This window comes from Kitasatospora putterlickiae, from assembly GCF_039527695.1.
GTDB classification, from domain to species: Bacteria; Actinomycetota; Actinomycetes; order Streptomycetales; family Streptomycetaceae; genus Kitasatospora; species Kitasatospora putterlickiae.
This window is the reverse complement of sequence record NZ_BAAAKJ010000152.1, coordinates 22,237-36,253: the sequence shown is the minus strand read 5'-3', so window position 1 is coordinate 36,253 and position 14,017 is coordinate 22,237. Positions and strand designations below refer to the sequence as shown.

The following is a 14,017-nucleotide window of genomic DNA, read 5'->3' as shown; positions in this document are numbered from 1 at the left end:
GTCGAGCACCTCGGCGACCCGGTCCGGGTCGACCCCGTCGACGCCGTGCCGGGCGAACAGCTCGGCCATGATGTCCGGTTCGGTCCGGCCGGCGGTGGTGACGCGGTGCAGCGCGGGGCGGCCGGTGAGGCGTTCGAAGGCGTCCGGGTAGACCGCCGCGCAGACGTGGTCGCCGTCGATCAGCGTGCCGTCGATGTCCCACAGCAGGAGGAGGCGTTTCACACCCTGACCGCCCGTCGGTCGGGGGCCGGACCGGCCGCGAACGGGCCGCGCCGCGCGGTGCAGTCGGCGCCGTGCCGGGCGGCGAGGTCCAGCGCCTCGGCCGGGGCCGAGCCGGTGGCGAGCGCGTAGGTGAGGACGGCCGCGAAGTTGTCCCCGACGCCGTAGGTGTCCACCAGCGGGCCCGGCGCGTGGGCGGGCCGGTAGCGCCGAGGGGGCCGGCCGCAGCGGGTGAACACCCCGCCGTGCCGGCCCTCGGTGCTGACCACCAGGTCCGGCGGGCGGCGCAGCAGCGCCGGGTCGCAACGCTCGGCCGGGTCGCAGGCGCTGCCCACCAGGGCGTCGACCCGGACGCCGGACTCCCGCACGGTGGTGAACTCGCGCGCCGTCACCACCAGCACCCCGGCCCGCCGGGCCCGGCGCAGCACGGCGGCGTCCCCGGCGGTGAAGAACACCGCGTCGAAGGAGGCCAGCCGCTCCCAGTCGAAGGGGTCGGCCGCGGCCGGTTGCAGGCGTTCGCCCAGGGTGACGGTGGTGCGTTCACCGGAACGGTCGACCAGGCTGACGGCCGTGCGGGTGGGTCCCGGCCGGGCCGCGGCCAGCACCCGGACGCCGCGGCGTTCGAGCTCGGCCCGCGAGCGGCGTCCGGCGTGGTCGTCGCCGAGGGCGGTGAAGAAGGCGCAGCCGCCGGTCAGTTCGGCCAGCCGCACGGCCGCGACCGCGCCGCCGCCGGCCGGGCCCTGCCAGAGCGGGTCCGCGTGGATCACCTCGCCGGCGGCGGGCACCTGGTCCAGACCCGCGATCGTGGTCCATTCGACGTGGCCGACCACCGCGACCCGGGGGCGTGTCCCGCGCCGGGGAGCCGCCGTCGCGGCGGGGCGGATGTCTGCGTCCATGGTTCCTCGGTTCTCGCTCCGGTCCTTCGCCGGCCCCCCTCCCAGTCGAGCACCGTCCTCCCGTGCGCGCACGGTTTCCTACGCCTGTCGTGGGTACGTTGACGAACCATGAATGGCGGGCCCGGCGGGGCTAAGCCATGATGGACCCCTGGTGCCCTGGCTCCGTGCACTGACCGCCGGCCGCGCGGCCCCTCCGCCACTCGGCGTTGGTGTACGTGGGAGGTGTCCGTGAAGGACGTAGACGCGATTCTCTTCGATTTCGACGGGACGCTGTGGGATCCGGAGGCCGAGATATTCCGCGCCCATGCGGAGACCTTCCTGGAATTCGGCCACCGGCTCCCGGCCGAGGTGTGGTCGTCGCTCGTCGGCACCATCGGATCCGATCTGTGGACGCAGCTCGAACGGGTCACCGGTTGCACGGTGGACCGCCGCGAGCTGCAGGAACGGGTCCACCGCCGGCAGCGGCGGCTGCTCGGCGGGCTGAGCGGCAGGCCCGGCGTGCACCGGGTGCTGGGCGCCGTCGACGCCCTCGGCATCTCCCGGGGCATCGTCAGCAACTCGACCCGGGAATGGGTGACCCGCTACGCCCGGCAATGCGGTCTCGCCGACGGGTGGAGCACCGTGCAATGCGCCGACGGGGACCGCGCCAGCGCGAAACCGGAACCGAACCTCTATGTCGCGGCACTGGCCTCGCTGGGAATTCCCGCCGAGCGCGCGGTGGCGTTCGAGGATTCGCCCAGCGGCGTACGGGCCGCGAAACGCGCCGGAATCCGGTGCGTCGCGATTCCCAACTCGATGACCGCCGCACTCGATCTCCATGAGGCGGATCTGCGATTCGAATCGTTCGAGCAGGTCGATCTGCCAGGAATTATCGGAGGAAAGCCGATGCGACAGGCCAGTCCCGCGGCGCGCGCCGCCGCCGCACCGAAGTCCCCGCCCGGCGGGGACGCCGCCGCCGCGCTCCAGCACTACTACTACCTGCCGGACGACCTGCGGGTGGTCGGCGGCGAGGGCGTCCACCTCTACGCCGACGACGGGCGGCGCTTCCTCGACTGCTCCTCGGGGACGTTCAACCTGAGCCTCGGCTACGCCCACCCCGAGATCGTGGAGGTGGTCCGCGAACAGGCCGGCCGGCTCATCCACGTCACCTCCAAGTTCCAGACCGAGCCGCTGAACGCGCTGGTGGCCAAGCTGGCCGAGGTCTCGCCGGCGAACCTCACCCGGGTGCACCTGAAGTCGGCCAGCGGCTCCGACGCCAACGAGAGCGCCGTCAAGATCGCGCAGGTGCACACCGGGAAGTCCGACGTGGTCACGCTCTTCCGCGGCCACCTCGGCCAGACCCTCGGCATGATCGGCGCCTCCGGCGCGGCCTTCCGGCGCACCCCCTTCCCCTCGCACCTGCCCGGCGTGGTGCACGTCCCCGACCCGCACTGCCTGCGCTGCTTCTACCGGCAGGAGCGGGCCACCTGCGGCCTGCTGTGCGTCGAGCGGATCAACGACTTCATCGACTACGCCAGCACCGGCCGGGTGGCCTGCGTGGTGCTGGAGCCGATCAGCGGCAACGGCGGCAACGTCATCCCGCCGGACGGCTACCTGGAGGCGCTCAAGAAGCTGTGCGAGGAACGCGGCATCGTGCTGGTCTTCGACGAGATCCAGACCGGCTTCGGGCGCACCGGCCGGATGTTCGCCGCCGACCACTTCGGCGTCGCCCCGCACATGATGACCTTCGGCAAGGGCCTCGGCGGCGCGGGCATGCCCATCGCCGGCATCCTGACCGAGGAGCGGCTGACCGGGGTCGAGGGCCACCACATCAACTCCACCTTCGGCGGCAACGTGCTGGCCGCCGCGGCCGCCCTGAAGACGCTGGAGATCATCGGCCGCCCCGGCTTCCTGGAGAACGTCCGCGACGTCGGCGCGTACGTGCTCGGCCGGCTGCGCGACCTGGCCGCCAGGGTGCCGTTCGTCCAGGAGGTCCGCGGCGTCGGGCTGATGATCGGCATCGACGTCGTGGACCGCGACGGCCGCCCCGACCCCCGGCTCACCAACCACCTCGCCGAACTCGGCATGGACCACGGACTGCTGCTGCGGACCTCGCTGTACGGGCACGGCAACGTGCTGAAGGTCCGCCCGGCGCTGATCATGACCCGTCAGGAGGCGGACGAGATGTGCGACCTGTTGGAACGACTCTTCCTCTCGGTCTCATGAGGGGCCTCGTCCAGGAGCTGTCCGGGCGGATCCGGACGGCCGTGCGCGAGGGACTGAACCAGGTCGGCAGCCGCTACGAGGCGGGGACCGCCAAGGGCGGGGACGCCGAGTTCCCGGTCGACGTGCTCGCCGAACGCGCCGCCTGGGACTTCCTGCGGGAGCGCGGCGAGCCGGTGGCCGTCTACACCGAGAGCGAGGGGCTGCGCACCATCGGCCGCGCGCCCGGACACGTGCTGATCATCGACCCGATCGACGGCACCCGGGGCGCCGCCGCCGACCTGGAGATGGCCTGCGTCTCGATCGCCGCGGCCCCCTTCAGCGAGGCGCCCGTCATCGGCGACATCCGGTACGCGATGCTCCAGGAGATCAAGACCGGCAACTGGCTGTACGCCGACGCCGACGGGACCGGGATCGAGTCCGGCGGCTACCCCGTCCCGGTGCCCCGGCTCTCCGCCACCACCGACCCCGGGCGGATGTTCTGGTCGCTGGAGTTCAACGGCCACCCGGCCGAGCTGATGACCGGGGCCTACGGCCACCTGATCGACGCCTCGGCCAACACCGGCGGCGTGTACGTGTTCAACAGCGCCTCCTTCTCCATCTCACGGATCATCACCGGACAGATGGACGCCTACGTCGACATCGGCAACCGGCTGCTGCGCGACCGCCCCGAGACCGAGGCGGACTTCCGCCGGGTCGGCCACGGGAGCGTGCTGCACCTGTTCCCGTACGACATCGCGGCCTCGGTGTATCTGGCCGAACGCGCCGGGGTCGTCATCACGGACGCCTACGGCAAACCCCTGCACGACACCCTGCTGCTGGACATCGGCCCGCTGAACCAGCGCTCCTGCATCGCCGCCTGCACGCCGCGACTGCACGCGGCGCTGATCGACTCGATCCGCTGGTAGGCGGCGGCCGTGCCGACCGACCACCGACGCGTCGCCGCCGCCCCACCACCCGGCGGGTGGACCGGGCGGGCGGCCCTGGCGGCCGTCGCCGACACCCTCGGCCTGACGGTCGGGGAGGAGATCCTGGACGGCGGCTCACCGGCCCGGGTCCACCGGGCCACCACCGCCGCCGGGGAGGAGCTGGCCGTCAAGGTCCTGGTGCCCGCGCCCGGCGCGGTGGACGGCCACGACCTGGTGTCCTTCCGCCGCAAGACCCACCAGATCGAGCTGCTGCACACCCTGGCCCCGCGGCTGGCGGCGCACTACCTGCCGGTCGCGCACGTCCTCGACGGTGACGGCTGGTCGGCCTGCACCACGCCGTTCTACGACTCGGCGGACCTGGCGGCGCCCCTGCGGGCGTCGGCGCAGGGCGTCGGGGAGTTCTTCCACCGCCACACGGCCCTGGTCCAGGCGCTGGTCCTGGACGGCTACGCCGTGCGCTCCCACCCCGCCCCGGCCGGCCACCTGGCGGACGTCGTCGTCGGCCGGTTCCTGCGGCGGCTGCCCGCGCTGGCCCGCGCCCTGCCGGCGGACCTGATGAACGCCGGGCGGCTCACCGTCAACGGCGTGCCCTGCGAGGCCCCGCGGCTGGTCCTGGAACGGCTGACGGGCCGGCTGGCGGACCGGCTGGAGCGGCTGGCGCCCGCCCGGCTGATGGCCCCCGCCCACGGGGACGCCAACACCCGCAACGTGCTGCTGTCCGCCCGCCCCGACGCGGCGGCGGCGGACTTCAAGCTGATCGACCCTCGCGGCTCCGTCGAGCCCTGGGACCCGGTCTACGACCTGGCGAAGACGCTGTTCAGCCTCACCGTCTGGGACCCCGCGCTCCGCACGGGCTTCTCGGTGCGCGGCTCGCGGCACGATTACCGGGTCGGCTTCCGCCGGCCGGTGTACCCGGGCTACCGCGCGGCGATCCACCGCTTCCTGCCCCACCTGGCCTCCCACCAGGGCCTGTCCGCCCTGTTCCACGACGACCCGGCCTGGCGCGAGCGCCTGCTGCTCACCCACGACCTGCACGTCCTGGCGGAGGCCCCTTGCCGGCTCTCGGACCGCAAGCCCAAACCCGACCTGGACGGACGCGACTCCACGCCCGCCGAACTCGCCCTCGGCCACTACCTGCTGGGCACCCTGCTGATCAACGACCTCGCCGCCCGGCTCGGCCGCCCCGGGGACGTGGACGCCGAGCGCCACCTCGCCCTGGTCACCGACCAGCTGCCCTAACCGGTGGCCAGGTGCGCGAGCGCTTCGTCCAGGCCGGGGCCCAGCAGGCCGTGCCGGGTGCTGCGCAGCACCAGCCGTGGCGGGCGGCGGCAGGCGGAAGGGGTGTCCGCCTCCTGGGCGGGCGTCACCCGGGTGGGCAGGTCGAGGGCGCGCTGGACCCGGGACATCAGCTCGAAGCGGGTCACCACGTCGGCGCCGCCGTAGTGCACGACGCCCGTGCGGTCCCAGAGCCGGGCCAGGGCGGGGCCGAGGGAGGGCAGGTAGACGGGGGCGCAGACCAGATCGGTGCGGGCGACGGTGGTCGGCCCGGACAGCCGGGCCAGGAAGGTGTTCGCCCACGGGCCGCGCCCGAAGACCAGGGGGATCCGCACGACCAGGTGCCCGCCCTCGGCGAGCAGCAGGTCCTCGGCCGCCGTCTTGGTCCGCCCGTAGACGTTGACCGGGGCGCGGGCGTCGTCCTCGGTGTACCGGGGGCGGGTGCCGTCGAAGACGTTGTCGCTGGAGAGCAGGAGCAGCCTGGTGGCCGAGCCGCGCACGGCGTCCAGCAGGACCTCGACCGGGCGGACGTTGAGCCGGTGGGCCAGGGCCGGGTCGGCCTCGGCGGCCTCCAGGGGGACCAGTCCGGCCGCGTGGACGACGAGGTCGAAGCCGTCGGCCGCGAGCGCGGCCAGCCGGGGCTCGTCCCGCAGGTCCAGCCGGACCATCCCCGGGAGCGGCCGGGTGGCGTAGGTGCCGACGACCTCGTGACGCTCCGCCAGCCGGCTCCACAGCCCGCCGCCGACGAACCCCGAGGCGCCGAGCAGCAGGATCCGCAAGCGGGGGCCCGAGGGTGGTGCCGCCCACCCGCTCGGCCGCCAGAACTGGGTCATACCGGACACCCTATGCGACCGTTGGTGAACCATCCGGTGGGAGGCTGCGCATGAAGGCCGTCGTGTTCGAGGACGTGGGCCGGCCCGGGATCCACGACCGCGCGGTCCCCTCCTTCGCGCCGGACGAGGTCCTGGTCAGGGTGGCGGCCACCGGCATCTGCGGCACGGACCGGGCGATCCTGCTGGGGGAGTACCCCGCCCGGCGGGGCGTGGTGCTGGGGCACGAGGCGGTCGGCGCGGTGGCCGGGGCCGGGGCCGGCGTCGGCTCCGTGGCGCCGGGCGACCGGGTGGTGATCAACCCGACGTACCACTGCGACCGCTGCCGCCTCTGCCGTCGCGGGCTGCCCGCCCACTGCGGGGCGAAGGCGGGCCGGGAGGTCGGCGTCGACCGGGACGGCACGATGGCCGACTACGCCGTCGTGCCCGAGCGCTTCGTGCACCGGCTGCCCGCCTCGGTGTCCTACCGGCGCGGCGCCCTGGTGGAACCGCTCGCCTGCGTGCTGAACAACCTGGCGGCGGCCCGGCCGCGCTGGGACGACCGGGTGCTGGTGGTCGGCGCCGGTCCGATCGGGGCGCTGTGCGCGCTGGTGCTGGCCCGGCGCGGCGCCAGGGTCACCCTCGCCGAACGCGATCAGGGCCGGGTGGCGCTCGCCCGGCTGCTGCTGCCGCGCGCGGTCCGGGTGCTGACGGCGGAGGAGGCGGCGGGGGCGGGCCGGCCCGATGTGGCCATCGACACCACCGGGGCGCTGCCGGGGGACGTGCTCGGCGCGATGGCGGACGGCGGCACCGTCGTGGTGATGGGCGAGAAGGAGGCCGGCGTCGCCACCGTCCCGCTGCGGTCCCTGGTGACCAGGGGGATCCGGCTGGTGGGGGCGGGACCGTACCGGCCGGCGGACTTCGCGCTGGCGGTGGACCTCGCCCGGGAACTGCCGCTGGAGGACCTGGTGACCCACGTCCTGCCGCTCGAACGGTACGCCGAGGCCCTCGCGATGCTGGCCGTCGCACCGGCCGCCCCGGCGACCGGCGGGTACAGCGCGATGAAGGTCCTGCTCACCACCGACGAGGGCGTCGCGCCGTGAAACCCCGTTTCGTGGACGGCACGCTCTGTCTGGACGGGCGGCCCCGCTTCCTGATCACCGGCGAGTACCCCTACTACCGGGACCGCCCCGGCCGCTGGGCGGCCAAGCTGGCGGCGATGCGCGAGGCCGGCATCGAGGTGGTGACCTGCTACGTCCCCTGGCGGCACCACGAGATCACCGGGGACGACGGGCGGCGGCGGTGGTGCTTCGACGGCGACGGCAACCGCGATCTGGGCGGCTTCCTGGACCTGGTCGCGGCCACCGGGCTGCTCGCCGTGCCGAAGCCCGGCCCCTTCGTCCACGCCGAACTGCCCTACGGCGGACTGCCGGACCGGATCAGCCCCGCGCTCGATCCGCGCCGGCCCGCCGCCCGGTCCGCCGACGGCGCGGCGCTGCGCTGCCGGCAGTACCCGCTGCCCTCGGCCCTGGACCCGGCCTTCCGTGCCGACGCGACGGACTGGCTGCGCGCCGTCGGCCGGTTCCTGCGCCCGTACGCGCACCCGCGCGGACCGGTCGTCGCCGCCCAGATCGGCAACGAGGGCCACTACGGTGAGAGCGCCCTGCCGATCGACGCCCTCGACTACTCGCCGCCGGGTGTCGACGGCTTCGCCCGGTTCGCCCCCGGCGTGCGGCCGCCCACCCGGGTGGAGGACCGGCCGTCCGCCGACGGGCTGCGCTCCCAGGTCGGTTGGGGCCACTGGTCGGCCGAGTCGCTCGCCGCCGGACTGGCGGACTGGGCCGAGGCGCTCGGGCCGCAGGTGCCCGTGTTCACCAGCTGTGCGCCGCCGGCCAGGGCCGACCGCGTCCCCGGCCGGGCGGCCGGACGCCATGACGCCTGGCTGGCCAGGAACCGGATCGGCGCGCCGGCCGCGCCGCCGCGCGCCTACACCAGCTGGACGGGTGACGTGCTCGTGGACGAGGAGGCGCTGGTCCACTACGTCCTGGCGGCCAAGGCCGGACCGGGCCCCAACATCGAGGAGAACTGGGGACTTCGCTGGGCGGACCCGGGCTGCGCCTTCCCGGTGGTGCCGGTCCACCACACCCTGCTCGGCGTCGCCTGCGGGGCGACCGGCGTCAGCGTCTACCCGGCCTGCGCCACCGAGGGCTGGGGCCCGCACCTCGCGGTCGACCGCGCCTGGCCGGCCGGGACGGCCGGTGACACCGTCCCGTTCGAGCCGCCGTACGGGGACGGCGCCCCGATCGGGCTCGACGCCCGTCCCGGCCCGGCCTTCGCCGCGCTGCGGGTGCTCACCCACTTCCTGGCCGGGCGGCAGGACGTGCTGGCCCTCTCCCGCCCGGAGCCCGGCGTGCGCTGGGGCGTCCACCCGCCCTACGCGGCGATCGGCGCGTGGGACTGGGCGCGGAACGGCGACCGGCCGGTGCCCTCGGCCGACCGCACCCTGGTGCCCTTCGCCGCCCACTGCCTGCGGCGCGGCCTGCCCTTCCGGCTGACGGAGCTCACCGGCCGAACGGCCCTCGACCCGGCGGCGGGGCCGCTGGTCGCGGTGGCGGGCCGCTTCATGGAACGGGCCCTCCAGCGGCGCCTCGCCGCGTTCGCCGAGCGGGGCGGCCCGCTGCTCCTGGTCGGTGAACCGCCCTCGCTGGACGAGCGGTTGACCCCTTGTACGGAGCTGGCGGACGCGGTGCGGCGGCACTGGACCGCTGTCGTGGCCCTCGACGGGCGGCCGGTCGGAGCGGCCGTCGAGCACTGGCTGGCCGGCGGCGGCCCCGGCACAGCCGTGCGGGCCAGACCGGGGCCGTGGCTCGAACTGCGCCGGACCACCGCGGACCCCGAGGAGGCGCTGGTCTTCCTCTTCAACCGCGCGGACGCCCCGGTCCGGGCCCGCACCGCGTGCGGGGAACACTCCGTCAGCGTCGACCTGGTCGGGGGCGGGTGCGCCGTCGTCCACCTGGCGCACGGCCGGCTCGGCGCGTGCTACGTGAAGGGGCTGAACGAGCGGACCGGCGCCCGGCTCCCGGTCAGGGTCCAGGTGGCAGGCGATCTGCTGAGCACCGACCGGCCGTGCGACCTGTCCGCCGTCGGCGGGCCGGACGGCTTCGCGGTGCGGACCTCGGCGGCGCGCGGCGAGGCCCGGGTGTTCCTGCCGGTAGGGCCGTGAGCGTGAGCCCGGCCGAGGCGGTCGGCGTCGACGTCGGCGGCACCAAGATCGCGGCGGTGCGGGTGACGGCCGACGGCACCGTGTCGGCGCGGGCCCGCCGCGCCACGCCGCACGGCTCGGCGGACGGGCTGGTCGCCGCGATCGCCGCGCTGGTGGCGCGGGTGCGCGGCAAGCGGGCCGTCGCGGTCGGCGTCGGATTGCCGGGGATGGTCGACGCCCGGACCGGGGCGCTGGCCTTCGCCCCCGGGCTGGGGTTCGCGCGAGCGCCGCTGCGGGACCTGATCGCGGACGCCGTGGGACTGCCGGTGGTGACCGACAACGACGCCAACGCCGCCGCCTGGGCCGAGTACCGGCTCGGCGCGGGACGGGGGTACGAGAACCTGGTGCTGGTGACGCTGGGCACGGGCCTGGGGTGCGGCGTGGTGGCCGACGGGCGGCTGCTGCACGGCGCGCACGGCTTCGCCGCCGAGGCCAGCCACCTGATCGTCGAGCCCCGGGGCCCGCTGTGCGAGTGCGGCAACCGCGGCTGCTGGGGTGAGACGGCGTCCGGCGCCGCCATCGGCAGGCGCGGGCGGCGGGAGGCGGCGGCGCACCCGGCGTCCCCGCTGGCCGGCCTGCTCGGCGAGGGCGGGACGGACCCCGGCCAGGCCGTCACCGAGGCCGCGGTGCGCGGCGACCGGCGGGCCCGCGGGATCCTGGAGCGGGTGGGCACGCTCACCGGCGTCGGCCTGGCCGCCCTGGCCAATGTGTTCGACCCCGCCGTGATGATCGTCGGAGGCGGTCCGGTCACGGCGGGGGACCTGCTGCTCGCACCGGCGCGCGCCTCGTTCGCCGACCGGCTCTACGCACCCGGCGACCGGCCCCCCGTGCCACTGCTGGCCGCCCGCTTCGCCGGGGACGCGGGCGCGATCGGCGCGGCGCTGCTGGCGATCGACCGCTCGCGTTAGGGCTTGTCTGACAATTCGCGTCGCATCAGCGCGCGGCGTCGGGCGCCCGGCTGGGCGTGCCGCCGGAACGTCCTCGTACTGGACGTACTTGGACGATTCGGCGGTGCGTCCAGGCGGGATGCCCGGCGTCGTGCGCGCGGCGGGAATTGTCAGACAAGCCCTAGGGCCGACTGTTCAGCGGCTGCGGGCCGGCCGGGGCGTGGCCGGGTCGGTGAGCAGCGCGGCGGCCGTCCGCAGCGCCTCCTCGGCGTCCGGTGCCCGCCGGGCGACGGACCGGTGGCGGTCGTGACCCCAGGTGTGCCAGTAGCCGCTGATCTTGCCGTGCCGGTCGTCGACCACGACGTGCGGCAGGCCGAGCAGCAGGCTCAGCAGGTGGCCGTGCAGCCGGTCGGTGACCACCGCCGAGGCGCTGCCCAGCAGCCGGCAGCCGCGCTGGAGCTGGAGTTCGGCGTGGCGGTCCTGGGCGTCGGCGAGCTCGGCCGCCGCCCTGTCGCCCGCCTTCCCCCCGACCTCGGCCGAGGCCTTCTCGATCCGCCGCCGGACGGTCTGGGTCTCGGCGGTCCAGCTCGCGTCGGCGCCCTCCTGCGCGGTCCAGTCCGTCCGGTGCACCTCGGCGTCCGGGGGCGGCTCGCCGGGGGCGGCCGACTCGTGGTCACCGCGTCGGAGCCACAGGATCCGCCGCTCGGGTTGCCCGAGGCGGGGCAGGCCGGTCATCCCGAAGGCGCAGTCCGGGGCGAGCGCGGAGGGGGCGCGGAAGGCCCGGCGGGCCGTGCGCAGGCTCGGCTCGTCCCGCAGCAGCAGGATCAGGTCGGGGTGCGCGTCGAAGACGGCCCGGGCCCGTTCGAGGCCGGCCGGGTCGCCGAAGTGCACGGACTGCGGCAGCTGGATGATCCGGTGCCGGGGGAAGGCGCCGATCACCCGTTCGCGCATCCGCTGGTGGCTCGGCCACAGGTCGCCCAGGTTGCCGCCGCCGGTGAGCAGGATGGTGCCGCTCGGCAGCCGCTTGGCGAGCGTCGCCGGGCAGAAGTCGTGGTGGTCGGCGGTGTAGACGACCTCGGCGCCCAGTTCGGCCAGCAGCGCGCGCGCCCCCAGCCAGATGGCGCTGTCACCGACGTTGGCGTAGTACGGGAAGCCCAGCAGCGCGCAGCGCGTCGACGGCTCGATCAACTCGCCGAGGATCTCGCCGAGTTGACGTCGGTTTCCGGCCCACCGGCCGAGCCCGCTCACCGCGCCACCGCCGCCGGGGGCACCGGCCCGTACCGGTCCGCCGCCAGCGCGGCCGCCTCCGCGAGATCGGGGCGGCCCCGGGCGCCGGCGTCCAGGCCGACCTCGCGCATGGCGTCGCGGGCGTCCGCCGAGCCCATCGGGACGGTGCGCAGCCGCTCCAGGTCGAGCACGCCGGGCAGCGTCGCGCAGCGCGGGAGGACGCCCGCGAGTTCGAGGGCGACCATGGTCCGCAGGCACTTCTCGCAGGCCCCGCAGTTGCGCCCGGGCCGGTCGCGCCAGCACACCGCAAGGTTCCCCAGCGCGAGTTCGGAGCGGGCGAGTCGGCGGGCCACCTTCTGCGCCCTGGTGGCGTCGGCCCCGTCGTGCACGACCTCCAGCGCCTCGGTGGACCACAGGTGGTCCAGCACCGGGTGGGAACCGTACGGCGGCAGGTGGCGGTACTCGAAGCCGGCCGCGATCAGGCAGCGGCCCAGCAGGCCCTGCAAGGCCAGCGCGGTGCTGCCGAGCGCCGCTCCGTGGTAGTCCTCCCAGCGGACCAGCGGGGCGGTGAGGGTCCGCAGGTTGGTCTCCACCACGACGGCCCGGCAGCCGCTGCGCCCGGCCACCAGCCGGACCCGGTCGAGCAGCCGGTCGTGGTCCGGCCCGGTGTGCTGCTCGAAGTTCACGAACAGCAGCTCGGTGACCGGCCGGTGGCCGGGCTCCGTACGGTGCTCGCCGTCCCTGAGCAGGCTGTAGAAGGAGTCCACGCCCAGGGTGAAGAACAGCCCCGTGGCGTCGAGCCCGGGCCGCGCCCGGACCGGCTCGCCCGCCGTCACCCGGACCTCGCGAAGCCGTTCCCACCAGGCCGCGTAGACCTCCATCACGGTCCGCGCCGACCGCAGCAGCCGGCCGGACACCGGGGCGTCGACCACCAGGTCCGCGCCGAGGCTCATCGCGGGCATCAGCAGTGCGGCGAGGAAGGCGTCGCCGCGCTCGGGCAGCCACCCGTCCTCTCCTTCGGGCACGGTGAAGTGCAGCCGCGCCGACGGCAGTCGCGTCCCGGACCGGACCGCGGCCGACAACCGCCGACCGCGCGCGGACGGCTCGCACCTGACATCCTCGACGACGACTTCCTCGCGGCAGCTCACCATCCGCTTCTACCAGGCCCGCTCCGTCCGGCCGGTCCGCGGCCGCGCCCGCGCGCCCGGTGTCCACCCGCGCGGGCCAGCCANACCGGAGGCGGGCCCGCCTCCGGTGGTCGGCCCAGGTCGCTAGCGACCCCAGGGCGAGGACTCGGCGGCGCGTTCCAGTTCGGTGACGCCGTGGGCCCGGCGTTCGCGGAGCAGGCCGCCGCCGAGCGAGTAGTGGGGAGCGGCGGCCTCCGACCGGGCGGCCCGTTCCACGATCGCGTCGACGAGGGAGCGCACCATGTCCAGGCGGGGATGGGCGGCGTGGATCCGCGGCTCCCACGCGGCGACGACCTCCGCCCTGACCCCGAAGTCGATGCCCACGCCCCCGCGGGTGAGGTAGCACAGCAGCCCGCGGCGCTCGGCGAGACCGGGCGAGGTGTGCAGGGCGATCGCCTCCCACACCCGGTCGACGTCGGCCTCGGGGACGTGGTGGCGCCGCAGCAGTCCGGCGGCCAGGTCGGCGCCCTCCACCTCGAAGCGGGCCTCGCCCTTGGCGAGGTCGCCGGCGCCCAGATCGTGCATGACGGCCGCGGCGAACAGCAGGTCGCGGTCGTAGTCGGCGTCCTCCAGGCACCCCTCGTGGGCGGCGAGCAGTTCGGCGAAGAGGAAGCTGCGCACGCTGTGGTTGGCCACCGGCCGGGCCTCGGAGGTGAAGACGGCGGTGAGGGCGGCCTCGGCCAGCGGGCCGGTCGGCAGATCGAGTGAGAAGTCCATGGCCCGCAGGCTACGAAGCCGCCGCCCACCCCGGACAGTGGCACGCGGACCGGGTTCCGCTAGGATCGTGCCATGTCGGCCATTGAGGGGCACCGGGTCGCGGTGCTGGCGCTTCCGGGGGTCCTCCCGCTCGACCTCGGTATTCCGGTGCACACCTTCGGGTACGACCCGCACTACCGGGTCACCGTCTGCACGGATCCGTCCGCCGGGCCGGTGGTCAGCGGCGGGTTCACCGTCGCCGCGCCGGCCGGGCTGGAGGCGCTGCGGGAGGCCGACACCGTCGTCGTCCCCGGCTACCTGGCCCCGGACGTCCCGCCGTCCGCCGCCGTGCTGTCGGCTCTCCGCGCGGCGCACGCGCGCGGCGCTCGGCTGGTGTCCATCTGCACGGGGGCGTTCGCGCTGGCGGC

12 protein-coding genes and 1 pseudogene are annotated in these 14,017 nt (G+C 75.4%); 7 read left to right on the top strand and 6 right to left on the bottom strand.

Annotated elements, in window-relative coordinates; all coding sequences use genetic code 11:
- Positions 1-222, bottom strand: a pseudogene (locus ABD308_RS15840) (hypothetical protein); the annotation flags it as partial.
- Positions 219-1,115, bottom strand: a complete 897-nt coding sequence (locus ABD308_RS15835) for a PfkB family carbohydrate kinase (RefSeq protein WP_344334022.1) — start codon at positions 1,113-1,115, stop codon at positions 219-221. The gene ABD308_RS15835 and the pseudogene ABD308_RS15840, both read right to left, overlap by 4 nt.
- A 228-nt stretch (positions 1,116-1,343) precedes the next feature.
- Between ABD308_RS15835 and ABD308_RS15830 the strand changes: the two genes are divergently transcribed.
- The 3 genes from ABD308_RS15830 to ABD308_RS15820 are packed head-to-tail and all read left to right on the top strand — an operon-like array spanning position 1,344 to position 5,485.
- Positions 1,344-3,320 carry an aminotransferase class III-fold pyridoxal phosphate-dependent enzyme gene (locus tag ABD308_RS15830; protein ID WP_344334020.1) on the top strand — a complete coding sequence of 659 codons (1,977 nt, stop codon included), beginning with the start codon at positions 1,344-1,346 and terminating at the stop codon, positions 3,318-3,320.
- Positions 3,317-4,225 carry an inositol monophosphatase family protein gene (locus tag ABD308_RS15825; RefSeq protein WP_344334019.1) on the top strand — a complete coding sequence of 303 codons (909 nt, stop codon included), beginning with the start codon at positions 3,317-3,319 and terminating at the stop codon, positions 4,223-4,225. The genes ABD308_RS15830 and ABD308_RS15825 overlap by 4 nt, the downstream gene beginning before the upstream one ends.
- A 9-nt stretch (positions 4,226-4,234) precedes the next feature.
- Complete coding sequence (locus tag ABD308_RS15820) at positions 4,235-5,485, top strand: protein kinase family protein (protein WP_344334017.1); 1,251 nt, start codon at positions 4,235-4,237, stop codon at positions 5,483-5,485.
- Here ABD308_RS15820 and ABD308_RS15815 read toward each other — a convergent pair.
- Positions 5,482-6,354 carry an SDR family oxidoreductase gene (locus tag ABD308_RS15815; protein ID WP_344334015.1) on the bottom strand — a complete coding sequence of 291 codons (873 nt, stop codon included), beginning with the start codon at positions 6,352-6,354 and terminating at the stop codon, positions 5,482-5,484. The genes ABD308_RS15820 and ABD308_RS15815 overlap by 4 nt on opposite strands.
- Positions 6,355-6,404: 50 nt before the next feature.
- On the opposite strand from ABD308_RS15815, the gene ABD308_RS15810 reads away from it, so the two are divergent.
- From ABD308_RS15810 to ABD308_RS15800, 3 genes are read left to right on the top strand one after another with little or no spacing between them, the layout of a single operon-like run.
- Positions 6,405-7,433, top strand: coding sequence for a zinc-dependent alcohol dehydrogenase (locus ABD308_RS15810; protein ID WP_344334014.1), 1,029 nt, complete (start codon positions 6,405-6,407; stop codon positions 7,431-7,433).
- On the top strand, positions 7,430-9,553 hold the full coding sequence (locus tag ABD308_RS15805; protein ID WP_344334013.1) for a beta-galactosidase: 2,124 nt from the start codon (positions 7,430-7,432) through the stop codon (positions 9,551-9,553). The genes ABD308_RS15810 and ABD308_RS15805 overlap by 4 nt, the downstream gene beginning before the upstream one ends.
- 2 nt (positions 9,554-9,555) lie before the next feature.
- Positions 9,556-10,500: an ROK family protein gene (locus ABD308_RS15800; RefSeq protein ID WP_344334011.1), complete on the top strand. Its 945-nt coding sequence runs from the start codon at positions 9,556-9,558 to the stop codon at positions 10,498-10,500.
- Between the two features lie 174 nt (positions 10,501-10,674).
- Here the strand turns inward: ABD308_RS15800 and ABD308_RS15795 are convergent, their stop codons facing one another.
- The 3 genes from ABD308_RS15795 to ABD308_RS15785 all read right to left on the bottom strand — a co-directional run bounded on the left by ABD308_RS15795 (position 10,675) and on the right by ABD308_RS15785 (position 13,610).
- Complete coding sequence (locus ABD308_RS15795) at positions 10,675-11,727, bottom strand: polysaccharide pyruvyl transferase family protein (protein ID WP_344334009.1); 1,053 nt, start codon at positions 11,725-11,727, stop codon at positions 10,675-10,677.
- Positions 11,724-12,788: a hypothetical protein gene (locus tag ABD308_RS15790; protein WP_344334007.1), complete on the bottom strand. Its 1,065-nt coding sequence runs from the start codon at positions 12,786-12,788 to the stop codon at positions 11,724-11,726. Before ABD308_RS15790 ends, ABD308_RS15795 begins: the two co-directional genes overlap by 4 nt.
- 189 nt (positions 12,789-12,977) lie before the next feature.
- Positions 12,978-13,610: an HD domain-containing protein gene (locus tag ABD308_RS15785; protein ID WP_344334005.1), complete on the bottom strand. Its 633-nt coding sequence runs from the start codon at positions 13,608-13,610 to the stop codon at positions 12,978-12,980.
- 72 nt (positions 13,611-13,682) lie between these two features.
- Here ABD308_RS15785 and ABD308_RS15780 point away from each other — a divergent pair.
- The coding region (locus ABD308_RS15780; protein WP_344334004.1) for a DJ-1/PfpI family protein at positions 13,683-14,017 on the top strand (335 nt) is incomplete at its 3' end.

Coding starts and splice junctions, on each gene's coding strand:
- ABD308_RS15785 (WP_344334005.1), bottom strand. CDS start 13,610: ATGGACTTCTCACTCGATCTGCCGACCGGCCCGCTGGCCGAGGCCGCC.
- ABD308_RS15810 (WP_344334014.1), top strand. CDS start 6,405: ATGAAGGCCGTCGTGTTCGAGGACGTGGGCCGGCCCGGGATCCACGAC.
- ABD308_RS15815 (WP_344334015.1), bottom strand. CDS start 6,354: ATGACCCAGTTCTGGCGGCCGAGCGGGTGGGCGGCACCACCCTCGGGC.
- ABD308_RS15835 (WP_344334022.1), bottom strand. CDS start 1,115: ATGGACGCAGACATCCGCCCCGCCGCGACGGCGGCTCCCCGGCGCGGG.
- ABD308_RS15825 (WP_344334019.1), top strand. CDS start 3,317: ATGAGGGGCCTCGTCCAGGAGCTGTCCGGGCGGATCCGGACGGCCGTG.